The organism is Bradyrhizobium sp. CCGUVB4N (assembly GCF_024199945.1).
Classification (GTDB): domain Bacteria; phylum Pseudomonadota; class Alphaproteobacteria; order Rhizobiales; family Xanthobacteraceae; genus Bradyrhizobium.
Genome location: NZ_JANADP010000001.1, coordinates 3,946,764 through 3,970,334 on the forward strand (window position 1 = coordinate 3,946,764; position 23,571 = coordinate 3,970,334).

20 protein-coding genes are annotated in these 23,571 nt (G+C 60.9%); 6 read left to right on the plus strand and 14 right to left on the minus strand.

Annotated elements, in window-relative coordinates; translation table 11 throughout:
• Positions 1 to 31 precede the first annotated feature (31 nt).
• From NLM31_RS17735 to NLM31_RS17745, 3 genes are all read left to right on the plus strand, one after another.
• A complete protein-coding gene (locus tag NLM31_RS17735; protein WP_254193068.1) occupies positions 32 to 1,348 on the plus strand; it encodes an FAD-binding oxidoreductase in 1,317 nt (438 codons plus the stop codon).
• Positions 1,349 to 1,417: 69 nt separating this feature from the next.
• On the plus strand, positions 1,418 to 2,734 hold the full coding sequence (locus tag NLM31_RS17740; RefSeq protein WP_254193069.1) for an FAD-binding oxidoreductase: 1,317 nt from the start codon (positions 1,418 to 1,420) through the stop codon (positions 2,732 to 2,734).
• An 84-nt stretch (positions 2,735 to 2,818) separates the two neighbouring features.
• Complete coding sequence (locus tag NLM31_RS17745; protein ID WP_309143693.1) at positions 2,819 to 2,977, plus strand: FAD-dependent oxidoreductase; 159 nt, start codon at positions 2,819 to 2,821, stop codon at positions 2,975 to 2,977.
• Between the two features lie 394 nt (positions 2,978 to 3,371).
• Here NLM31_RS17745 and NLM31_RS17750 read toward each other — a convergent pair whose 3' ends face one another.
• From NLM31_RS17750 to NLM31_RS17790, 9 genes are all read right to left on the minus strand, one after another.
• Complete coding sequence (locus NLM31_RS17750) at positions 3,372 to 4,577, minus strand: diaminopropionate ammonia-lyase (RefSeq protein ID WP_254193070.1); 1,206 nt, start codon at positions 4,575 to 4,577, stop codon at positions 3,372 to 3,374.
• 171 nt (positions 4,578 to 4,748) lie between these two features.
• Entirely contained in the window at positions 4,749 to 5,969 is a 1,221-nt protein-coding gene (locus NLM31_RS17755) for a Zn-dependent hydrolase (protein ID WP_254193071.1), read from the minus strand.
• A gap of 87 nt (positions 5,970 to 6,056) precedes the next feature.
• Positions 6,057 to 7,214, minus strand: a complete 1,158-nt coding sequence (locus NLM31_RS17760; protein WP_254193072.1) for a M20 aminoacylase family protein — start codon at positions 7,212 to 7,214, stop codon at positions 6,057 to 6,059.
• A 122-nt stretch (positions 7,215 to 7,336) separates the two neighbouring features.
• The gene (locus NLM31_RS17765; protein WP_375167549.1) at positions 7,337 to 8,386 is read right to left on the minus strand and encodes an amino acid ABC transporter substrate-binding protein; all 1,050 of its coding nucleotides are present in this window, start codon (positions 8,384 to 8,386) and stop codon (positions 7,337 to 7,339) included.
• Positions 8,387 to 8,664: 278 nt separating this feature from the next.
• A complete protein-coding gene (locus NLM31_RS17770; protein WP_309143694.1) occupies positions 8,665 to 9,444 on the minus strand; it encodes an amino acid ABC transporter ATP-binding protein in 780 nt (259 codons plus the stop codon).
• A gap of 72 nt (positions 9,445 to 9,516) precedes the next feature.
• The gene (locus NLM31_RS17775; RefSeq protein ID WP_254193074.1) at positions 9,517 to 10,656 is read right to left on the minus strand and encodes an amino acid ABC transporter permease; all 1,140 of its coding nucleotides are present in this window, start codon (positions 10,654 to 10,656) and stop codon (positions 9,517 to 9,519) included.
• A gap of 2 nt (positions 10,657 to 10,658) precedes the next feature.
• On the minus strand, positions 10,659 to 11,858 hold the full coding sequence (locus NLM31_RS17780; RefSeq protein WP_254193075.1) for an amino acid ABC transporter permease: 1,200 nt from the start codon (positions 11,856 to 11,858) through the stop codon (positions 10,659 to 10,661).
• Between the two features lie 98 nt (positions 11,859 to 11,956).
• Positions 11,957 to 13,120, minus strand: a complete 1,164-nt coding sequence (locus NLM31_RS17785; RefSeq protein WP_254193076.1) for an amino acid ABC transporter substrate-binding protein — start codon at positions 13,118 to 13,120, stop codon at positions 11,957 to 11,959.
• Between the two features lie 40 nt (positions 13,121 to 13,160).
• Complete coding sequence (locus tag NLM31_RS17790; RefSeq protein WP_254193077.1) at positions 13,161 to 14,597, minus strand: M20 family metallopeptidase; 1,437 nt, start codon at positions 14,595 to 14,597, stop codon at positions 13,161 to 13,163.
• A 373-nt stretch (positions 14,598 to 14,970) separates the two neighbouring features.
• On the opposite strand from NLM31_RS17790, the gene NLM31_RS17795 reads away from it, so the two are divergent.
• The 3 genes from NLM31_RS17795 to dusA all read left to right on the plus strand — a co-directional run bounded on the left by NLM31_RS17795 (position 14,971) and on the right by dusA (position 18,817).
• Positions 14,971 to 15,471, plus strand: a complete 501-nt coding sequence (locus tag NLM31_RS17795) for an Lrp/AsnC family transcriptional regulator (RefSeq protein ID WP_254130602.1) — start codon at positions 14,971 to 14,973, stop codon at positions 15,469 to 15,471.
• Positions 15,472 to 15,874: 403 nt separating this feature from the next.
• Positions 15,875 to 17,410: a gamma-glutamyltransferase gene (gene ggt / locus NLM31_RS17800; protein ID WP_254193078.1), complete on the plus strand. Its 1,536-nt coding sequence runs from the start codon at positions 15,875 to 15,877 to the stop codon at positions 17,408 to 17,410.
• 414 nt (positions 17,411 to 17,824) lie between these two features.
• Complete coding sequence (dusA, locus tag NLM31_RS17805; RefSeq protein ID WP_256561417.1) at positions 17,825 to 18,817, plus strand: tRNA dihydrouridine(20/20a) synthase DusA; 993 nt, start codon at positions 17,825 to 17,827, stop codon at positions 18,815 to 18,817.
• Positions 18,818 to 18,865: 48 nt separating this feature from the next.
• Here the strand turns inward: dusA and NLM31_RS17810 are convergent, their stop codons facing one another.
• From NLM31_RS17810 to nhaD, 5 genes are all read right to left on the minus strand, one after another.
• A complete protein-coding gene (locus NLM31_RS17810) occupies positions 18,866 to 19,528 on the minus strand; it encodes an outer membrane protein (RefSeq protein WP_254196219.1) in 663 nt (220 codons plus the stop codon).
• Between the two features lie 190 nt (positions 19,529 to 19,718).
• The gene (locus NLM31_RS17815) at positions 19,719 to 20,273 is read right to left on the minus strand and encodes a TIGR02281 family clan AA aspartic protease (protein ID WP_254193080.1); all 555 of its coding nucleotides are present in this window, start codon (positions 20,271 to 20,273) and stop codon (positions 19,719 to 19,721) included.
• A gap of 28 nt (positions 20,274 to 20,301) precedes the next feature.
• A complete protein-coding gene (locus NLM31_RS17820) occupies positions 20,302 to 20,505 on the minus strand; it encodes a DUF1289 domain-containing protein (RefSeq protein ID WP_254130606.1) in 204 nt (67 codons plus the stop codon).
• A 44-nt stretch (positions 20,506 to 20,549) separates the two neighbouring features.
• Entirely contained in the window at positions 20,550 to 22,145 is a 1,596-nt protein-coding gene (locus NLM31_RS17825) for a HAMP domain-containing sensor histidine kinase (RefSeq protein WP_254193081.1), read from the minus strand.
• A 138-nt stretch (positions 22,146 to 22,283) separates the two neighbouring features.
• Positions 22,284 to 23,561, minus strand: coding sequence for a sodium:proton antiporter NhaD (gene nhaD / locus NLM31_RS17830; RefSeq protein WP_254193082.1), 1,278 nt, complete (start codon positions 23,559 to 23,561; stop codon positions 22,284 to 22,286).
• Between the last annotated feature and the right edge of the window lie 10 nt (positions 23,562 to 23,571).

A 23,571-nucleotide genomic window follows, 5' to 3' on the forward strand; every position in this document is an offset into this window, starting at 1 on the left:
AGAAAGACAAGCCGGAAAGGCTCGATCCATCATGCCCCGTTTTGACGATATCTATGCCAAGGACTTCAAGGAGGCGCCTTACTGGTGGGAGGCTGCCGAACCGGAAACCGATCTCGATCCCTTGCCGGAACGCGCCGATGTCGTGGTCATTGGCTCGGGCTATGCGGGGCTGAACGCGGCGACTCATCTGGCGCGCGCCGGGCGCTCGGTCGTCGTCATTGACGGCGACCGGATCGGGGAGGGCGCCTCGACGCGGTCGGGCGGCATGGTGTCGAGCGGTCAGAAGCTGGTGGTGAGTGGCGCGATCAAGGGGATCGACTCCGTGCTGTTCTCGCGCCTGATCGGCGAAAGCAATGAGAGCTTCGACTATCTGAAGATGCTGGTCGAGACGGAGAGGCTGGATGCCGGCCTCGCGCTCACCGGACGTTTTTTCGGCGCTCACGCGGCGGGCAACTACGAAACCCTGAAGCGGCATGGCGCGCTTCTGGCGGAAAAGACCGGCGTCACAGTGCATTTTCTCGATCGCGCGCATCAGCGGGCCGCAATCGGCTCGGACTACTATCATGGTGGCATGGTGATCGACCAATATGGCGGTCTGCACCCGGGCAAGTATCACAAGGCGCTGCGCGACAGGGCGCGCGCCGCCGGCGTCGTGCTGCGCTCGCATGCGCGTGCGGGCATGGTGCAGGACGGAGTGGGCGGGGAGAAGATCGTGCCGACCGCGCGGGGCAGCATCCGGGCCGCGCACGTCGTCGCAACCACCAACGGCTATACCGGAGCGGATGCGACGCCGGGGCTCGCCAGCCGCATCGTGCCGGTCAAGAGCTATCAGATCGCCACCGAGCCGTTGCCGGCTGATCTGCTGGCCGAGCTGATTCCGCACGCCCGCATGGTGTCCGATACGCGTCGTGACCTGATCTATACAAGGCCGTCGCCCGACGGGACGCGACTTCTGTTCGGTTCGCGCCCGGGCATCTTCGACATGCCGGACAAGCTTGCCGCCAAGCGGCTCTACATGCGCATGTTGACCATCTGGCCGCAACTTGCGGGCGTGAAGATCACGCATGCGTGGAGCGGGCGTGTGGCGATGACGGTCGACAAGCTCGCGCATCTTGGGGCCCGCGACGGCACGGACTTCGCAGCCGGCTGCAACGGCAACGGCGTCGCGCTGATGACCTATCTCGGCTATCAGACGGCGCGGAAAATTCTCGGCGAGCAGAACATGCCGTCAGCCTTTGATCGGGACACATTCACCGCCGTGCCCTTCTACGCGGGCAGGCCGTGGTTCCTGCCGCTGTTTGCAGGCTGGTATCGCCTGCGCGATTTCCTCGATCGTCCGCGAGGCTGAATTGGAGCAGCCCGCTATTCCGGTCGGCCCGGAAGAGGATGCGGTAACGAAGGCCTGAAGGAGGACGATTTGTCCAGAATAATTCCCGATCTCGTCGTCACGCCGCAGGAGCTACCCGCGAAGGTGGACGTCGTCGTCATCGGCGGAGGCATCATCGGCGTCTCGACGGCGCTCTCGCTGGCCGAGCGCGGCGTCAGCGTGGCCTTGTGTGAAAAGGGTTTGATCGGAGCGGAGCAGTCGTCGCGAAACTGGGGCTGGGTCCGTCAGATGGGGCGCGATCCGGCCGAGTTGCCGCTTGCCATCGAAAGTCTCCGGCTCTGGCGTGGCATGAACGCGCGCATCGCCGGCGAAACGGGCTTTCGGCAGACGGGCATCGCCTACCTCTGCGACACCGATGCCGATGTCGCGACGTACGAGGAGTGGCTCAAGCATGCCGCCCCGTTGGGTCTCGATTCCCGCCTCGTTAGCGGCGAGGCGCTGAAGACGCTCATCCCCGGAGCGGCGAAGCCGTTCCGCGCCGCGTTGCACACGCCGAGCGACGGCAAGGCCGAGCCCTTTATCGCAGTCCCGGCGATGGCGCGGGCCGCGGCCGCCAAAGGCGCGCAAATCCTCACCAATTGCGCGGTCCGCTCCGTCGAGCGATCAGGCGGCCGGGTGAGCGGCTGTGTGACCGAGCGCGGTGAGATTCGCTGCTCCTCCGTGGTTCTAGCGGGAGGAGCCTGGTCGCGCTTGTTTGCTGGCAACATGGGCATCGATCTTCCGGTCCTGAAGATCCTCGGCAGCGTCGTCCGCCTGTCCTCCGTCGACGGCGTTCCGGATTTCGCAGTTGGTGCGGGCAACTTCGCTTTCCGTCGCCGTCTGGACGGCGGGTTCACCGTCGCTCAGCGCAACGCAAATGTTGCGCCGATCACGCCGGATAGCTTTCGCTTGTTCTGCGACTATACGCCGACGCTCATCAAGAGCTGGAACGAGCTGACACTTCGCATCAGCGGTCAGTTTTTTCGCGAGCTGTCGATAGCGCGAAGCTGGCAGAGCGACGAAGTTACGCCGTTCGAACAGGTCCGCATTCTCGATCCCGATCCGTCGTGGCGATTCGTTCGAGGCGGCGTTCGCCATCTGCGCGAGGCGTTCCCGGCGTTCGGCGACGCCAAGATAACAAAGGTGTGGGCCGGCTTGATGGACGTTACGCCGGATGCCGTTCCTGTCATGGCGCCGGTCGGTTCCGTTCCCGGCTTCTATCTCGCCACAGGTTTCTCCGGTCACGGGTTCGGTATCGGCCCGGGCGCCGGCGCGTTGATGGCCGACCTGGTGACGGGATCGACGGCTTGCGTCGATCCGGCTCCATTCCGGATCGAGCGATTCAAGCGGTTGAAAAAGGTCGCTTGATTCGAGCCCTTTGGGTCCGTCGATCACGGATCGCGACGCCCATACATTGGTCAAGACTCCAGACTCGAACCCGGAGAGCACGCCATGATCGGGCAAGCAGATTTCGTTGTCGTCGGTATTGGCGCGATGGGCAGTTCCATCCTTTATCAATTGGCCAAGCGCGGTGCGCATGCGATCGGAGTCGATCGTTTCGCGCCGCCCGGCGCGAGAGCTTCCGCCAGGAAGCGAAATTCTTTCTGTTGAAAGTGGTGCATGCTTGGGCAATGTATCGCAATGACCTGAGCGGGATAGCTCGGATGCGGTACCGCGGGCTGCGCGAGCTGAAAATCAAGATCAAGCTGTTGAATTTACAAAGATTAAAGTTCTCCGTGGCCCCCATGATGGATTGGAGCGAGAGTTCAAGTTTTTCAATTGGTTGGAAGGTAGCGTGTGCACAGTGTGTGCACCGGAAGATCAAGAAAAATCCATCAAGAGCAAGTGGTGGATCGTCGTTCTTTGGTAATGTGAGGTCCGCGTAAATTCGTTGAAGTGCCGGACCAGAGGGGCGGGCGGCTTGGCAGCGCCCACTGGGGCGAAGCAAGACACGAGGCCCGACTGAACTGCGATGGCAATATACCCAGGCTCTCTGCGGTGCCCCTCAAGTCTTCCTCGGAACGCTTGCTGTTACGTCCTCAGGCGGAATGCCCACGATCCTCCCATAAAGGACCGGATCAGTCGCGCCCTCGGTATTAATCAGGAAGACACTCGCATCTGGGCCGAGTCCGATTTCCGCACGTAGCGCCGGATCACCCGCCACCTTTGCCAATCCAGCGAGACCGACGCCGCCGCTTTCGCCGGCGACGATCGCCGGATCGCCGTCGACGGGATGCGCGAGATACTTCATCGTCGCGATCGCCTCGTCGTCCTCAACGGTCATGAAAGCATCTGCAACGCGGGCGAGAATTCGCCAGGCAACGAGGGATGGCTCGTAGCATTCGAGCATCGCCATGACCGTCGGCTTGTCATGCGGAATCTTCACGATGTGGCCGGCCTTGGCACTCTCAAAAAGGCAGGCGGCTCGCGCCGGGTCCACCACAGTGAGGAAGGGTCTGTCATTTCCGAAGACGAGCGCAAAATGTGCGGCAACCGCTGCGGCAATTCCGCCGACGCCAGCCTGAATAAACACATGAGTTGGAGGTTTGGGTAGTGCGGCAAGCGCCTCGCGCAGTAGCGCTGTATAGCCCTGCATGACAAGGTGCGGGATGCGTTCGTAACCAGGCCACGATGTGTCGGAAACCACGATCCAGCCCCGCTCGTTGGCGACACTCGAAGCCGTCGCAACGGAATCATCGTAGTTGCCCTCAACGCGCTCGATGCGAGCACCATAGCGGGCGATCGCTCGGCATCGCTCCTCACTAACGCCCGCATGGACAAAGATGACGCAGTTTGCGCCAACCAGTTGGGCGCCTTGTGCGACCGACCGGCCGTGGTTGCCGTCCGTAGCACAGGTCACCGTTAGTCCCGCGGCGACTGCGGCCACCTCAGGTGAGCGCCACTCGGAAACGTCGACCGGACGGCCGAGTTGTTTCGACGCCAACTCGAGGACAAGTTGGATGACGGCATAAGCTCCTCCGAGCGCTTTGAAGCTGCCGAGACCAAGACGATGTCCCTCGTCCTTGAGGTATATGGACTCGACACCCAAGCGACGCGCAAGAGCCGGAAGTGAAACCAGTGGGGTCGGGGTCGCCCCCTCTCGATGTTGAAGAAAGCGCTCCACCGCTTGAGCCGCCTCAATGCCGAGAGCGTCGGCATCGGAAGGATCGAGCGCAGAACGATATTCACTGAGAGTATTGCGGAGCAACATGGCGTCATCTTCCGTTGAGCGAGTTCATCTTAGATACCGTCCTCAATGCGATCACGGCGCTACAAATTCACCCGGATATCGCAGATTTCCCTCTCGCTCACCCCGTCAAATGAGCGTTTCGCGTTGGCGATGTTCGACATGTGCGTCGGGTCAAGCGTTGAGCCGTACTTCTCATTGGCTCAGCTTCCTCGCGACGTCGAGAAGGACGTTAGCGCCCGCGATCAGCTCATGATCGGCCGTGAACTCTGCGGGGTTATGACTAATCCCGCCCTTTGACGGCACGAATATCATTGCCGCCGGGGCAACGCGCGCGATCATTTGCGCGTCATGACCTGCACCTGACGTCATTCGCCGGCAGAGCAGCTGCCGCTGGCCAGCGGACTCCTCAACGGCGCTCACAATTTCAGGCGCGAATATCACCGGCTTAAAGCGAGCCAAACGCTCGATCTTTACCTCATAGCCTTCGACGACAAGTCCGTCCAAGAACCTCTGAAGCGCCGCCTCCTGAGATCTCAGCCGATCCTCGTCAGGATTCCTCAAGTCGACAGTGAAGACAGCGGCTGAAGGAATCACATTGATCGCGTTCGGTTCGAACCGGATGGTGCCGACCGTCGCCACGGCGTCCTGCGTTCTTCGCGCCAGGTCATCAAGGAAGGCGATAACTCGTCCCGCTGCAACACCTGCATCGCGACGCATCACCATGGGCGTGGTTCCTGCGTGGTTTGCCGTGCCCGCTATTGACACCCTCTGCCACGAAATGCCCTGGAGGTTTTCGACAGCACCGATAGGCAGGCCTTCGGCTTCCAAGACAGGGCCTTGTTCTATGTGAAGTTCGACGTAAGCATGGGGGCGCAGGAATCCCGGTTCTCGGGATCCGGCGTAGCCGATACGAGCAAGCTCCGCACCAAGGGTGGTTCCGTCGGTCCCGATGGCAGCAAGAGCATCGTCGGTAGCAAGTCCTCCGGCCGCGACGAGGCTGCCCATCATGTCGGGAGCGAAGCGCACGCCCTCTTCATTGGTGTAGGCGACTACGGCGAGAGGCCGGGCCGGTCGAAGGCTCGCTTGCTGCATTGCTTCGATCACTGCCAATCCCGCCAGCACGCCAAAGCAGCCATCGTAGATGCCGGCATCGATGACCGTATCGATATGGGATCCCATTACGACCGGCTCACCTGAAGCATCTTCCGGCTCCCAGATGCCATAGATGTTACCAATGCGGTCGACTTCGATCCGCAAGCCCGCCTGCTGCAACCATTCACAAAGAAGGTCTCGCCCCTCGCGGTCGGCATCGGTGCCGGCAAGACGGCAGAGGCGACCGGCTTCGTCTCGGCCGATCCCGCCCAGTTCTTTGATACGCTCGATCAGGCGAGCTGCGTCAATCGCGATAGTCATTGCCACCCTTCCACCTTCCATGAGGCCGCCTTCAGGCTGGTTTGTCAGCTGCTGCGACCCGTTTTGATCGTCAGATCTGATCGTTCGTCATGCCTCTGGTAGTCGACGCCGCGTGATTGCGACATGGAGCTTGGTGCCGGTAACAAGCGCCTCGTCGTTGAAGTCGTAGCTTGGGTTGTGCAAGGGAGCAGAGCTCGTGCCATTGCCTATAAACAGAAAGCAGCCCGGCACGTGCGCCAGAAACCGTGCGAAGTCCTCCGATCCAGTCATAGGTTCATGTGCGGTCGCGACATTCTCTGGCGGAGCGACGGTATGTGCAGCGGCAAACGCTTCCTCGACGAGGGCAGGGTCGTTCAGGAGCGGCACAAACTCGCGCGTATATGTAACCTCGACGGAAAGATTGTAGGTGCGGGCGGTTCCTTCAGCAATCGCACGCATCTGGGCCTCGATCTCCGCGCTGACTTCGGGGCGGAAGCTGCGTGCATCGCCCAGGATTCGTGCTAGTCCTGGCAGCACGTTCCGGGTACCGTCGGTAATGAGCTCGGTCACCGAGACAACACCGATATCGGTCGGGCTCAGCCGCCGCGACACTATCGACTGAATATTCATGACGGTCGCGCACGCGGCCACAAGGGTCTCCTTGCCATGATGAGGACGGGCGGCGTGGCTGCCGATGCCCTTCAGTACAATTTCGAAGTTGTCCTCTGCCGACATGATGGGCCCAACACGGGTTTGCACGTGGCCGACCGCAAGACCTGGCATATTATGGAGGCCATAAATTTCCTCAAACGGAAACCGTTCCATCAAACCGTTGTCGAGCATCGCGAGTGCCCCTCGACCCCATTCCTCGGCGGGTTGGAAGACAAAACGCACGGTGCCATCGAACCCACCTTCTTCGGACAGAAGCTTGGCGGCCCCAAGAAGCATCGCGGTATGACCATCATGACCGCACGCGTGCATAACACCGGGATTGAGTGACCGATGGCCAATCTCTCCTTGCTCAGAGATGCGTAGTGCGTCCATGTCGGCGCGCAGCGCGATGCAGCGATTGCCCGTTCCGCGCCTCAGCGTGCCAACCACTCCCGTACCGCCGACCCCCTCAGTAACGTCGTCTAAACCAAATTCGCGGAGCTTTGCTGCCACGAAAGCTGCAGTGCGGCGCTCCTCGAACCCGAATTCTGGATGCCGGTGGAGATCCCGTCTCCACTCCGTCATTTCGCGGTCCAGCGTCGCGAAGTCGGTCATTGGCTTGCCTCCTTGGAATGTGCGTGCATACGTGTTGAGACCTGCGTTGGATCACCGCCGAGAGGTATTCCGGGTGGAGATCCACCCGGAAAGTGATCATCGTGAAATGTATCTCGTTGAGATCAACGCATCGGCGGGGCGTATTGCGCGCCGCCGTCTTTCACGAGGCGGTTGATGCCGCGGGGAATGCCCAGTGGTACAATATTGCGATCCCAGATCTCGGCGAAGTTGCCGACCGCCTTAACTGCGTTCACAGCCCACTGGGTGTCCAAGCCCAAAGTCGCACCGAGATCGTTCGTCTCGCCCATGAAACGCTGAATTTGGGGATTGGCGCTCTTACGGAACGTTTCTATATTTGATTGGGTAATGCCGAACTCCTCGGCGGTGAGCAGCGCGGCATGCGTCCATCGGACGATGTCGAAAAAGCGTTGGTCACCTTTGCGGACGAAGATTCCGAGAGGCTCTTTCGAGATGATTTCGGGGAGCACGACATAGTTGTCGCCCGCGGGACCCAGCGTCGCCTTGAACGAACCCAGTTGCGCACTGTCATTCGTGTAGGCGTCGCAGCGGTCGCTCATCAGCGCGTCGCGGATCTGTTCTAGCTTCTCAATGACAACAGGTTTTAGTTCAAGCTTGTTGGCTCGAAAATAGTCGACGAGGTTCACCTCGCCGGTCGAGCCAGGCTCCACACAGACGGATGCGCCGTTGAGATCCAGCGCGCTTTTTGCGCCAATGCTTTTCTTTACGAGAAAACCTTGGCCATCATAGAAGTAGACTGCAGCGACCTCCAGACCGAGACTGGCCTCACGGGTGAGAGTCCAGGTCGTATATCGCGCAATGAGGTCGACTTCGCCAGACTGCAGTGCGGGGAAGCGTGTAAGACTAGTCAAAGAAGTGAAGCGCGCCTTCGCGGGATCGCCGAAGATTGCAGCTGCGACGGAACGGCAGAGATCAACATCGAGCCCCTGCATGACGCCCTTGCTGTCGGCGAAACTAAAGCCGGGCTTGTCCCCCGAGATGCCACAGATCAGATATCCGCGGGCCCTGATGGCACCGAGCGTGTCTACCGTACTGGCCGCTGCGGGGGCGTTCTGTGCCTGAGCTTGAGCGGCCAACGGCGCGATCGCGAACGCTGCTGCGCAGATCGTCGTACGCAGGGCACGGCGCAACACGTCGTGGCGTTTCGCGAGCGTCGAACAGTACAAATCCGAATGTCTCATGGGTGCAGTCCTCCTTAGAAGGCAGTGTGGTTGCTCGCGTTGATCTTTCCCGGTCTCTTCATCTTCGGACGGGATCTGTGCTGGCTGGGCGACGGGACGTCTTTCGATCGGGCGAGTTGCGTCAATCGCAGGAGTCATTGCACCGGGACCAGCCCCTCGGCGAACCGCAGCCTCCCGCTCTGTCAATCGATCCATCGGCTCGGAATTTCCCGAGTTGGCACATCGGAAGATCAGTGTTGTCTAAGAACTTGACCTAAGAATAGCTTGAGCCGATCGCTCTTTGGTTGGCCAAACACCGCCTGCGGACTTCCGGATTCGACGATCTGGCCGTGGTCCATGAACACGACGCGATCGGCTACTTCGCGAGCAAATCCCATTTCATGGGTGACGCAAATCATCGTCATGCCATCCCTGGCGAGCGAAACCATCGTATCGAGCACCTCTTTGACCATCTCCGGATCGAGAGCCGACGTTGGTTCGTCGAACAGCATGATCTTGGGCTTCATGCATAGGGCGCGGGCGATGGCGACGCGCTGTTGCTGTCCGCCCGAAAGTTGTCCCGGGAACTTATTGGCTTGATCGGGAATGCGGACGCGCTCCAGGTAGGCTCTAGCTTGCGCATCGGCGTCTGCACGAGCGACGCCGCGCACGAGCATAGGTGCGATCGTGCAGTTTTCGAGAACGGTCAGATGCGGGAATAAATTGAAGCTTTGGAACACCATCCCGACCTCCCGGCGAACGGCATCCAGATGGGCGATGTTGTGGTCGACCTGTATGCCGTCCACGACAATCGTGCCCTGCTGATGTTCCTCAAGATTGTTGATACAGCGGATAAGCGTGGACTTCCCCGAGCCTGAAGGCCCGCAGATCACGACTCGTTGGCCGGCCGCCACATCGAGATCGACGTCGCGAAGTACGTGCAAGCTGCCGTACCACTTGTTGACCTTCTGTATCGAAACGGCAGTTGCCTTCGTTGTCGGGTCAGTTTCGGCGATCACTGGTTGGATCACTTGAAGTCCCTTTCCTCGTATCTGGCTCTTGCGCGTGGATGACGATCAAGATGCCTTTTGGGTGATCAATGATCAGCGGTGTCTTTGCATGCTGAGGCCGAATTCCAGCCATTGGCTGTATCGCGACATTGCAAAGCAGAAGACAAAGTAGATCAGGCCGGCAAAGATGTAGGTCTCCACGCCAAATCCCTGCCAGGCTGGTTCGGCAACGGCGACCTGTGCCGAGTGCAGAAGGTCGTATAGGCCGATGATCAGGACCAGAGAGGTGTCCTTGAAAAAGCCGATGAAGTTGTTGACGAGCGGCGGAATGACTGTCCGCAAGGCTTGCGGAAGCACAATCCGCCTTGAACTCTGCCAATAGGAAAGCCCCAATACATACGCGGCCTCGTACTGCCCTTTCGGAAGCGCTTGCAGGCCGCCGCGCACGACTTCCGCCAGATACGCAGCGAAGAAGAGGATGATGGCGATCTGGGCTCGCACAAGTTTGTCGAGATTGACGCCTTCGGGCATCAACAGCGGAAACATGACACTTGCCATGAAAAGAAGGGTGATCAGAGGGACGCCGCGAATGACTTCGACGTAGGCCACGCATAGCCACTTGATGAACGGGAGATCCGAGCGTCGGCCAAGGGCTACGAAGACTGACAACGGAAACGCGATCGCGACTCCGATGGTCGCAATGATAAGCGTAAGCGCCAGGCCGCCCCAGTTCGCCTGGGAGACGAATGTGAGCCCGAATACGCCGCCCCACATGAGCAGTCCTATCAGGAGGAGGGTGAGGCCCCACAGTGCTGCGAGTTCGATGCGCCAGAATCGCTTCATCGCAGACACGACAAACAATCCAACGAAAAGGGCAATGACGATCGCCGGCCGCCAATGCTCCTCGAAGGGGTATGTACCGAACAGGATGAAGCGGTACTTCTCCCGGATTACTGCCCAGCAAGCTCCGCTTCCCAGCGCTCTACAGCTATCGGTAATGGGGCCCTGTGGACCGGCTGGAACACTCCACACGGCGTCAAGAAAAGCCCATTGGAACAGCGAGATTCCGAACTTCGCCATGGCCACCAGCAAGACCAGTGTCGTGAGCGAGGAAAGCCACGAGTAGAAGAGGTTCTCCCGTGCCCAAGCGAAGAAGCCGCCACCGATCAATTCCGGGCGTTCGCGCGCTTCAATGAGCGTCGGATTGACGATGTGTTCAACCAAAGCAACCATGGTCAGCGCTCCACCAACGCCACACGGGCGTTGTAGATGTTCATCAGAAGACTGATAGAAAGACTGATCGTTAAATAGACGCCCATGATGACGCCCACGAGCTCGATAGACTGGCCTGTCTGATTCATCGAGGTTGTCGCGACGGACACAATGTCCTGGTAGCCGATCGCGACGGCGAGGGAGGAGCCTTTGGTCACATTGAGATATTGGCTGGTCAACGGAGGCACAATAACGCGCAAGGCCTGCGGAAATACGATCCAAGTCAGAATGTTTTTCGGATGGAGCCCGAGGGCGCGAGCCGCTTCGTGCTGCCCGCGGCCTACCGATTCCAGTCCCGATCGGACGATTTCTGCAATGAACGCGGCGTTGTAAACGACGAGACCGACGAGAAGCGCGAAGAATTCGGGGGAAACCGTCGCGCCGCCGCGAATATTGAAGCCTTTCGGCTGAGGCATATCGAGAGTCACAGATGCGCCGAGCGAGAATCCGACGACGAGCGGGATGGCGACCAGAAGGGTGATGGCTACCGGCCAGAACGACCTTGCGCGGCCATCATCCAGTTGCTTGCGGGACGTTCTCTTTGCGTACAGCGTCGTTGCCAGAAGGCCGAGAACAAAGGCGAACAGTGTCCAACCATGCGCGGCTTGCCAATCCACGACGGGAAAGCTTAATCCGCGATTCGACAGAAAAACGCCGGCGACGGGATTTAGAGCCTGCCGGACGGGCGGCAGCTTCTGGAGGATGGTGTACCAAAGAAAGAGCTGGAGCAGGAGCGGGACGTCCCGGAATAGATCGACGTAAATGGAAGAAAGCTTGGCGAGCAGCCAGTTCTTCGAAGTGCGTGCGACGCCGATTGCGGTGCCGAGAATGGTCGCAAGGATGATGCTCCAGAACGCGACCGACAGCGTATTCAGGGTCCCTACGAGAAGCGCGCGGAAATAGCTGTCTGCCGGCGTGTAAGCGATCAAGTGTTCGGCAATAGGCAAACCCGCTTCGCGAGTAAGGAAGCCGAATCCTGATGAGATGTTGCGCGCTGCAAGATTGTGGTGGAGATTGCCGGCAAGCCAGAAGACAGCTCCAAACAAGGCGAGCGCAGCGAGCGCTTGCCAAACGAATCTACGAACGGCGACGTTCGAAACAAGTGAGCCCAGCATTGTTGCTCGACGAGTGTGCGTTTGTATGCCGTCGTTGAGTGTCGTCATGTCGCTCTGCCACGAACTTCCATGAGTGGGTTGGAATAGGGGTGCATTTCCGGATCGCAAGGCGAGAGGACCCGGAAGACCGTCTTCTCGGGCCTGCATCAACGCATCGGAGGAGCGTATTGAATGCCACCATCCTTCGCGAGGCGGTTTGCGCCGCGCTGAATACCCAGGCTGGCGATGGTGCGGTCCCACAGCTCGGCGGTATTGCCGACGGCCTTGACGACATTAACGGCCCATTGTGCATCCAGCCCAAGAGCGGCGCCTAGATCGCCGGTCTCGCCCACGAAACGCTGATTCTGTGGGTCTCGTGTCTTCCGGAAGGTGTCGATATTGGTTTTGGCGATGCCGCTTTCCTCGGCGGTCAGCATGGCGATGTAAGTCCAGCGAACGATGTCAAAGAACCGTTGGTCGCCCTTGCGGACGAAAGTTCCGAGCGGTTCCTTTGATATGATGTCGGGAAGAAGAATGTATTCGTCGCCGGCTGGGCCCATCGAAAGTTTCAGGGAGCCGAGTAGCGAGGAATCGTTCGTATAGGCGTCACATCGGTTGTTTGCCAACGCATCGCGGACCTGTTCGACCTTTTCGATGACGATGGGCTTCAGTGCGAGATTGTGGGTCCGGAAGAAGTCGACCATGTTGGCTTCGCTTGTCGAGCCCTGCGTCACGCAGACGGTAGCGCCATCGAGCTCCAGCGCGCTCTTTACGCCCAGGCTTTTCTTCACCAAGAACCCCTGGCCGTCATAGAAATAGACCGAGGCGACGTCGAGACCCAAGCTGGCTTCGCGAGTGAGCGTCCACGTGGTGAAGCGAGCCAACATGTCGACTTCGCCGGATTGGAGAGCGGGAAAGCGCGTCAAGCTGGTGAGGGAGGTGAAGCGGATCTTTTCCGGATCACCGAAGATCGCGGCTGCGACCGAGCGGCAGATGTCCGCATCCAGCCCTTGCATCACACCTTTGCTGTCCGGGAAGCTGAAGCCGGGTCGATCGCCTGCGACGCCGCAGATGAAATATCCGCGGGCCTTGATGGCTCCAAGTGTGTCGACCTTGTCTGAGGCGGAGGTACTCTGACCGCTCTGGGTTTGCGCTTGGGCGCCAAGTGGAGCGATTGCCATCGCTGCTACCAACGCCGCCGCGCCGAGCGCGACCGCCAGTTTTGAGTGCGGCCTGCCTGCGCGCGTGATGGCGTATCCAAAAGTCACCATGGTCGTTCCTTCCCTGTCGAATGCGATGCGTTTGATTTTCTTGGGTGCGCCTAATGGCATCACCGTTCTTCTACGAAAGCCGAGCGAGGAGCGGCTACAGTCAGGCCGCCGCCGATGCGACTGGTTGCCCGTCTCGGATTGCCGCCTCTCCGAGATCCCAGAACAGGCCCGTCATGATTTGCATTCCTTCCTCCGCCACGCTGACGAGCATGTGCTCGTCCGGTGCATGCTGGGAGCAGGAAGGATAGGAGTGCGGGATCCAGAGGGTCGGCATGCCGATGATCTCGGCAAAGACCTCGTTGGGCAGCGATCCACCAAAGTTGGGCAACAAAGATGCCTCGCGACCGAGCGTCGTTTCCATCGACGAGAGGGCGAACTGAACCCAGCCGTTGTCGAGGTTGGTCCGGGTCGCAAGATAGAAGTCTTCCTTGATTTCCTCGAATTTCACGTCGGAGAACCCTCGCGCATCCAGATGCGCGCGCAACGCGGGAAGCACTTTCTCCGGATCGACGCCAACGACGTAACGCAGTTGACATGTTGCTTGAGCGGTCCCCGGCACGGCATTGACGGGGGCATCAGGCCGACCGCAAAGGAAGGCTAGGACCTCGAAATTGCACCAGCCATAGACTTGTTCCGCGCCCGCCAAGCCCGGCTCACCCCAGTTGTCGTCAATCGCCGGATCATCGGGGCCTGTTTCGAGGACGATTTTTTTCAGGGCTGCGCGGACCTCGGGCGTCATGCGATGCGGTATCCATTCCGGGATCGCGATGCGGCCGGTCGGATCGGTGATGGTGGCGATCGCATGGGCAAGCCTGATGCCGGGATTGACGAGCAGGCCACCCCAGTTTCCGGAATGATATGCTCCTTCGCGGATCTCGCAGGTCAGACGAAAGCCAACGCTGCCTCGACCACCGAGAAACAGGGTCGGTGCACCTGCCGCCAAACGGGGGCCGTCGGAAGCGATAAGACAGTCTGACTTGAGCAGATCGCGATGGTTTCTCGCGAGTTCGGCGAGCCCGAGCGAACCAGTCTCTTCGCCCATCTCGATGAGCACCTTGGTGTTGAACCCAAGCCGGCCGCGTCTGTCCAGCACGATGCGCAAGGCAGCCAGGTTGATCGAGTGTTGACCCTTGTTGTCCGCAGTGCCGCGGCCGTAGATGCGTCCGCCGGCTTCATCCAGTATCCAGGGATCGCGGCCGTCCTTCCAATCGCCACTCATGCCCCACAGAACGTCGCCGTGGCCGTAGATCAGAATGGTGGGGCGTCTCGGATCTTCGATCCGCTCGGCATACATAGCCGGCAGACGCTGCTCGACCGGGTTCTCGATGACCCGGCATGAAAAGCCCATCCGCTCCAGGAGCGGACGCATTTCCTTGTTCAAGTAGTGAAGGTGATCGTCGCGGCTGTCCGTTCGAGGGCTTTCGCTACGGATGGCAATGCGAGGGGCCATCTCGGCCGTGAAGTCGCCGTCAACGACATAGCGTCGCGCGGCGGCAATCGCATCTTCCCTCGTGGCCGGCTGGGCAACGCTAGACATCAGAGCTCCGGAAAGGAAAAATCGCCGACTGCGAGCACAGGTCGCCGCTCCCGTGTCGCGGTTCTTGTCCCTCAAGAAATTGCATATTCGGATATGATCAGTATTGCGGCGTCGCCGAGTTGTGCGCTCGGATTCAAGCTGCCGAATGCAATCTTCCCTCGATTTCTCGGGGTTGGCCGAACGAATTGTGGTGGTTCACTTGAAAAAGTTCGGAGCACCATTTCGAGGGGAGTGCCGCAAGCTCCGGTCGGGGGTGTCGACGAAAAGGGGAGCGGCGAGAGGACCGAGATGCGCGATTCTCGTCGAAAAGATATTGCGCGCGGGCTCAAAAAAGCTTTTAGCTTGAGAGGCTTACTGGACGATGGAGGCGTTGATGCTGAAGAAGCTCGGGGTGCACGACCTCGATCAATATGATCTAGCAATCCTCGAAATTCTTCAGCGCGACAACACGACTCCGCAGCGCACTGTCGGAGACATGGTCAATCTGTCCGCTGCGGCCGTTCAACGCCGGATCAGCAGGCTTCAGAAGGGCGGTGTCATCGAAAGCAACGTCGCCATCCTGGATCCGGAGACCGTGGGTCTACCGATCACGATCCTCGTGGAAGTGCACATCGAGAGCGAGCGTCTTGATCTACTCGAGGCTGCGAAGAAGGCATTCATTGCAACCCCGGAAGTCCAGCAATGCTACTACATCACTGGCGACATGGATTTCTTGTTGGTGATCACTATCGCTTCGATGCGAGATTACGAAGACCTTACCAAGCGGTTGTTTTTCGAGAATCACAACGTCAAGCATTTCAAGACGATGGTGGTCATGGATCGCGTGAAAGCGTCGATGGGCCTAAAATTGCCCACGGAAAAAACGACTAAATAGGTCGCGCGCTTCGATCAATCGTCCATCGCCATCGACAAAGTTTCCGCATTCGTCTCCGTGACAGAACGGCATCTCGCAAGGCGGCTTTGTGACTTGCGGCCCCAACCTGCAACATTCTTGCAAAATGGGAGAGCATTTAGACGCGTTTCTCGCCGTCAACCGCAGTATTGATAGGGCCCAAGCTCAGTTTTCTGGGAAGCTGCGTTCGACTCGCTATCTCCCAAACTTGCCGGGGCTGTTGCCCCGGCGTTTTTTGTTAACCCGCGGCTGCGCTGAGATCATTCGAATCGGAGTTGAGATCCGAGGGAGGTGAGATCGGCAAAATTGCGAAACGTACGGTGCTGGTACTGACATGAGAGATTTCCAGTCGCCAGGACGTTCCGAAGCATTCGGCGTCAACGGTATGGCCGCGACCACGCACCCGCTAGCCACGCTGGCTGCCATCGACGTGCTGCGCGAAGGCGGAAACGCCATAGATGCAGCCGTGGCGGCCGGAGCGATGCTTGCTGTCGTTGAGCCAACCCAGACGGGCGTGGGTGGGGACTGCTTCGTTCTTCTGAAGCGGGAAGGGCAGCCGGTCATAGCTCTCAACGGATCCGGAGCCGCGCCATCAGCGGCGAGTGTCGAACGGCTCGCAGAAGCCGGCGTGACGACACTCGACCCCGAGAGTGCGCACACAGTTACTGTTCCAGGTGCCGTACGGACATGGGCTCGCCTGGCAGAAGATCACGGAACGCTTGATCTCGCGCGACTATTCGCACCTGCGATCGCCGCCGCGGAGAATGGCTATCCCGTCGCTGAGCGGCTCGCGAGGGACTGGGCGAGGCACATGCCGAAGCTCTCTCGCCTTGCTGCGACGACTTCCGTCTTTCTTCACCGCGGCGAAGCGCCGGCTCCTGGCGATTTGCACGCGCAGCCAATGCTGGCTCGCACCCTTCGGCATGTCGCCAGACAAGGGGCGGACGTGTTTTACGAGGGATGGATTGCTGAAAGCATTGTAAAAGCGCTGCGTTCGCTCGGCGGTTTTCACACCGTCGAGGACTTCGCCGCGTTCCGGCCGCGTTACGAGAAGCCGATATCAGCGTCCTACCGTGGTTTTGAACTGTGGGAGTGTCCGCCGAATGGCTCAGGCGTTGCCGCTCTGGCCATGGCAAGTCTGCTCGACCGTTACATTGTCGCGGACTTTGCTCCCGTGTCGGTGGAGCGCTATCATCTCCTGGCCGAGATCGCCCGCATTGGCTATGCGGAGCGCGACGCCTTTGTCGGCGATCCCGATGCCGGGCCTGTGCCGGTCGAGCGCATGACCTCGTCAGCTCGTGCCGACATCCTCGCTCGCCGGATATCGCCGAGCGGGCGGCTGACTGACGTCACGCCGATCACCATGCCGGAACACAAAGACACGGTGTTCCTGTCCGTCGTTGACAAAGATCGCACCGCAGTTTCGTTTATCAACTCGATCTTTGACGATTTCGGCAGCGGCATCGTGGCACCCGAATGTGGGGTCCTGCTGCACAACCGCGGCTTCGGCTTTGTGCTCGAGCCCGGCCATCCCAACGTTCTTGCTGGTGGCAAGCGGCCAATGCACACCATCCTGCCTGCGATGCTGACGCGAGGCGGCGAATGCGTGCTGTCGTTCGGTGTGACAGGGGGGCATTTCCAGCCGATTGGACAGATTCAGGTGCTGTCGAACCTTCTTGATCACAGAATGTCAGTGCAAGAAGCGATCGATCAACCGCGTATCTTCGCACGCGGCGACGTGCTGGACGTCGAAGCGACTGTTCCGGCTAAGATCGTCGAGGGGCTTCGTGCGTTGGGGCATCTTCCTACGCGAGCGTCAAATCCACTCGGAACTGCCCAGGCGATATGGATCGACCGTAAACGTGGCCTTCTCAGAGGTGGGGCTGATCCCCGACGGGATGGCATCGCCCTTGGTTACTGAGATCAGCTGTCGAAAGTTCTCATTCCATTGCTGGTCAAGCGGGGAGTGTGGCGAGCCCTGGCCGACGTCCTGCTCACTGTCGCAAGCGCTAGGGGCGATGAAGCGCTTCCTCCATGGGCGCGGTAACTCGGCCATGCTCGCCCAATTTATACTCAATCGGCAAACTGAGTATAACGCCAGTCTGATGCAGCTTTAGATATCATTGTATTTCCGACGCCAATCTAGCGATCCGCGTGTGCACGCGGCTTTTCATGTGCGCGACGTGTGCACTGAGAATCCGAACTCGCGAATTCCGCTTCCAATTTAGGCCCAGATGAGCCTAGAAGGACCACGTTCCGGAAACGTGGTCGAACCGAATTTCTCAGTCGGTCCAATAACATGCAGGACTGATCGCGACTAGAATAGCTTAGCAATATGAACAACTTACGCTGGAAATTTTCTTGTGCCCCGATGATGGATTGGACCGACCGGCATTGCCGGGTGTTCCACCGACATCTGACACGGCGGGGGTTGCTCTATACGGAGATGTTGACCACCGGCGCCATCATTCACGGCGACCGCGAGCGGCTGCTCGGCTTCGACGCGACCGAGCATCCGGTGGCGCTACAGCTTGGCGGCTCGGATCCGCGCGATCTCGCTGAAGCCGCGCGGATCGGCGAGGGGTTTGGCTATGACGAGATCAATCTCAATGTCGGCTGCCCGTCCGATCGCGTGAAGGATGGACGCTTCGGCGCCTGTCTGATGGCGGAGCCGGAGCTCGTCGCGCGGTGTGTCGCGGCGATGAAGCGCGCAGTCTCAATTCCCGTCACGGTGAAATGCCGCATTGGCATCGACGACCAGGATCCCGAAGTCGCGCTCGATACGTTGGCGCGCGCGGTGGTCGCTGCAGGCTGCGACGCGCTGATCGTGCACGCCCGGAAGGCTTGGCTGAACGGTCTGTCGCCGAAAGAGAATCGCGACATCCCGCCGCTCGATTACGACCGCGTCTATCGGCTCAAGCGCGCGATGCCGAATGTGCCTGTCATCATCAATGGCGGCGTTCCGGGCATCGAGGAAGCGAAGGCGCATCTCGCGCATGTCGATGGTGTGATGCTCGGCCGCGCCGCCTATCAGGAGCCGTGGCGGCTAATCTCGGTCGATCCCGAGATGTTCGGTGAGGCGGCGCCGCACGCGACCATGCAGGACGCGTTCGAGGCGATGATCCCCTATATCGAGGCGCAGCTCGCGCGCGGCACGCGGCTGCATGCCATCACGCGCCACTTCGTCGGTGCGTTCCACGCCGTGCCCGGCGCGCGTGCCTTCCGCCGCCATCTCGCTGAGCACGGTGTGAAGCCAGGCGCCGGCGTCGACGTCTTGCGTGATGCGATCGCGCGTGTTGGTGCACGCGCGCCGGCGGAGGCGGCCTAGCCGCGAGAAAGAGCCGGATCGCAGAATCCGGCTCTCTCTTGATCACGCTCAGCGGAACAGGTCGAAATGATAGTTCACGCCGACGCGGAAGCTGTGGAATTTCGCAGCGTTCCAGTCCGGCAGGTCGTTATGCTTGAATTCGGTGTAGAGATACTCGGCCTTGGCCGACCATTTTGGCAGGAACGCCCATTCCACGCCGCCGCCCGCGGTCCAGCCCATCTTCATCTTGTTGATCGGGCCGTCCTTCAATTCGCCGGTGGCAAGACCTGCGGTCCCGAAGAACAGCAGCCGCGAATCCATCGTCGCGATGCCGGCACGGGCGCGGCCGGTCATGTACCAGGGCAGGCTGACCGCGGCGCTGTTGATTGCGTCGCGGTTCTTGATGTCTCCACCTTCGAAATCGTTCTCGATGCCGACCACGAACATCGGCGAGAGCTGGTAGTTGTAGCCGATCTGCACGCCGCCGAACGCGCCCTTGACCTTTCCGCCGCTCACCCCGACGAGATTGTTGAAGGCGTTGTCGCCGCTCTCGGCGTAGCCGGCATTGAGACCGGCATAGAGACCGGTCCAGGAATAGACAGTCTGCGGCGCCGTGTAGGCCGGTGCGGCGTAACGCGGCGACAGATCGGCCGCGCTCGCGCTGCTTGCGGCGAACGCCGCGACAAAGGGCAGGGCGCGCATTGCGCGACGTAAGGCGGCTCTTGCAGTCATCACTCTCAATCTCCCACTTGGCCGCCTCCGTCACGCGAGAAGCGGCGCTCGTCCAACCCCGATCCGGGAATACGTCTCTTATAAACCGACTGGGCGGTTTGTAAATGGCGGAAATGCCACAGCCGGGATCGTTCGGTGGACGGATGACCAATTTGCCGAAGTGACCGTGCGCGGACGGAGAGCGCCGCCCTTAGTCGACAGCCGTGCGCGAACGGCGGTGGCTGCTCTGGAGCTCCGGATAGCCGGTCAGCATCAGCGTGTCGGACCGCACGCCCCAGCTCTCCAGGCGATCGAGGAAGCTCATGCCGAGCAGGTTGGTCTTCATCAGCCCGCGCGGCACGACGAGGGCCGGCACGGATTTCTCGACGAGATGGCCGACGGCGAGCCGGTCGAGCGTCAGTCGCGCCGCCTTGGTGTGGCCGCCGGCGGTTTCGAGGTCGACGTCATATTCTAGCATCTCGAGCGGCAGCCCGATCGCCTTCGCGGTTTCCCAGGTCAGCACCACGGAGGTGGCGCCGGTATCGATCACCATGGGTGCTGCGACGCCATTGATCTTGGCGCGCAGTGCGAACTCGCCGCCCTGGCCGCGCTGGATCTGCACGGCGGGGGCAGGCGCGGCCGTCTGCGCGCGAAAAATGTGCGAGACCTTGTGGCTTGCGCGTGCGATCTGGTCGGGATCACCATAGGCGACCACGGCGCCGGCCGTGGCGGCGAGCATGATGAGAACGAGCAGGAAGCGGGTCATCGCGCGCCTCCGATGGCGCGCTGGCCGGTCAGGCCCGTTTCGACGATCCCGCGATCTGCTGCAAGCCGGCTTCCGCCATGCGCGTGGGCAGCAGCGCCATCAGCGCGAGCCGTTCGGTACTCTCCATGGCGTGCCAGCGCGCGATCTCCGGCAAGGTCCGGCCGCAGCCGAAGCAAAGCTTGGTCTTGGGATCGATCATGCAGACGGCGACGCACGGCGTTTCTTTGGTCATCCGGACATAGTGGGGGATTGGCGGGCCTGTCCGCAAGCATGACGTTAAGAGCCCGTGCCCGCACTCATGATCGGCTTGTGGCGCGGCCTGCGCTTCTCGTCGGGCACCATGGAACTCTCCGGCTGCAGCGGCGGCGCCTCCTCCGACAGCGGCGCGAGCGCGCTCATCACGCGCTCCGGCGGGAAGGTGACGATCACCTCGGTGCCGATGCGCAGTTTCGACTTCAGCGTGAACGTGCCGCCATGCAGGTCGATCAGGTTCTTGGCGATGGGCAGGCCGAGGCCCGCGCCCTGTTCGGCCGATTTGATCGAGTTGGAGCCCTGGCCGAACGAGGCGAGCACGACCGGGATCTCGTCCTCGGGGATGCCGGGTCCGGAGTCCTTCACCGACAGATACTGCCCGCCCGAAGCGGTCCAGCCGGCCTTGAGCCAGATCTCGCCGCCTTGCGGGGTAAACTTGATCGAGTTGGAAAGCAGGTTGAGCACGACCTGGCGGATCGCGCGCTCGTCGGCCCAGAGCCGCGGCATGGCCTGCTCGAACACCTCGTGGATGGTGATGCCGCGGCTGGAGGCGCGCAGCTTCATCAGATGGTGGCAGTCGGCGACGATCCCGACCAGCGACACTGCCTCCTCGTTCAATTCGTAGCGGCCGGCCTCGATCCGTGACAGATCGAGGATTTCGTTGATGAGATTGAGTAGGTGTACGCCGGAATTATGGATGTCCGCCGAATATTCCTTGTAGACCGGCACCGCATGCGCGCCAAAAATCTCGCTCTTCATCACCTCGGAGAAGCCGAGGATGGCGTTGAGCGGCGTGCGCAGCTCGTGGCTCATCTGCGCGAGGAAGCGCGATTTGGCGACATTGGCGGATTCGGCGCGGTGCCGCGCCTCGTCCGAGATCGCCTTGGCCTGTTCGAGCTCGCCGATCAGCGCGTCCTTCTCGGCGCGCGCCTCGAGCGTGGCGAAGGTCGAAGAGTGCAGGCGATGCGCCAGCAGCACGAAATAGCCTTCCGCTGCGAGCGCGAGCGCGGCCAGGATGTAGTTGTCGAGCGAACCGGTCATCGCGAAGCTCAACGCCATTGCGACCGCGACCGGCGCGGTGGCGGCAAGTGCTGCGATCGGCAGATTGGCAGCCAGCATGCTCGACACTGCGATCACCAGCAGCATCAGGAACATCATCAGCGTTTCCGTGACCATGTCGAGCACGGGATGAATCAGGATCGCCATCCAGCACAGGCCGTACAGCAGATCGAGCACCACAAAGCGTGTCCGCCAGGTGCGCGTCGCCGCAGGTGAGGCGGGCTCGGCCAGGAAGCGGCGGCAGCTGCGGATCATGGCCGCGTGAAGGCAGATCATGCCGGCGGTCCAGGCCGCGGCCGGGATCGGCTGCATCCACAGCCCAAACAGCACGCCGGTGGCGACCACCAGCAGCATCACGACATAGGAGGCGGACAGGCGCGTCTGCGCATATTGGCGCAGCATCTCGGCGTCGAAGGCCGGCCGGGTTCCGCTGGTCGACGTTAACTTATCGCGCGCCTCGCGCACCCGCTGCGACGCAGCCCTTCGGCTGCTCGCCGACGGAGCGCTGATTGGTTCGGCCGGAAGCTGCACAACTTCAGGCTTTTCAGCGGGGTTACTCATCAAGCAACAACGATTCCTGCCCGCGTCGGACGCGGGACTTCTGCATTGTCTATCTCTGGCAAGAAATCCTTAAGAGGTGACTTAAGGAGCTAAAGAATTACGTTAACCGGGCGTTAATTTTGATCCGGCTGCCGCCGCTCAGTGCAGCCACGCGTGCTGTGCGACATAGACCACGGCGCCGGCCAGATAGCCCGCAAGCGCGGGCACGGCGATGCGGCGGGCGTACCAGAGGAACTCGATCCGCTCGAGCCCCATGGCGGCCACGCCTGCGGCCGAGCCGATGATCAGGATCGAGCCACCGGTGCCGGCGCAATAGGCGATGAACTCCCAGAGGAAGCTGTCGGGCGGGTAGTGGCCGAGGTCATACATGCCCATGGTCGCGGCGACCAGCGGCACGTTGTCGACGATGGCGCTGAGCAGGCCGAGCACGACGACGATGACGTCCTGGCGGCCGATGGTCGTCTCCAGCCATCGGGCCAGCATCGTCAGGAGGCCGGCATGTTCGAGGCAGGCGACCGCGAGCAGAATTCCGACGAAGAACACGATTGAACCCATGTCGATCCGGGTCAGCGCGTGCGCGAGCGAGAGGGGACGGCGCACATGTTCGTCCTTGTCGCGATGAACGAGCTCGCCGACGAGCCAGACGATGCCGAGGCCGAGCAGCACGCCCATGAAGGGCGGCAGATGCGTGACCGTCTTGAAGGCCGGCACCGCGATCAGCACGCCGAGCCCGAGATAGAACATCAGATTGCGCTCGAACCGGTCGACGGCGAGCAATTCGTTGTCTCTCGGCGGCGCCGCGATGGTCTTGCCCCTGAGCGACAGGCTGATGAAAGCCAGCGGCACCAGCAAATTGACCAGTGAGGGCAGGAACACCGCACGCATGATGTTCAACGGCGTGATCTGTCCACCGATCCACAGCATGGTCGTGGTGACGTCGCCGATCACGGTCCATGCGCCGCCGGCATTGGCGGCGATGACGATGAGGGAGGCGAACAGCAGGCGATCGTCGCGCCTCGCGATAAGACGCTGGATCAGCGAGACCATGACGATGGTGGTCGTCAGATTGTCCAGGATCGCGCTGAGGAAGAACGCCACGAAGCCGACCAGCCACATGAGTGTGACCTGGCTCGTGGTATTGATGCGCGAGGTGATGACCTCGAAGCCGTCATGGGCGTCGATCACCTCGACGATGGTCATCGCGCCGATCAGGAAGAACACGATCTGCGCGGTGGCGACGACGGCTTCGTCGAGCTGATGGCCGACCAGCGCGTGATCGCTGATCGTGACCGCGTAAATCGTCCAGAGCAGTCCCGCGCCGACCAGCGCGGTCGCGGTCTTGTTGATCCCGAGGGGGTGCTCGAACGCGATCGCCGCATAGGTCAGGATGAAGATGGCGGCGATCGCGGTCAGCAAGGCAGTATCA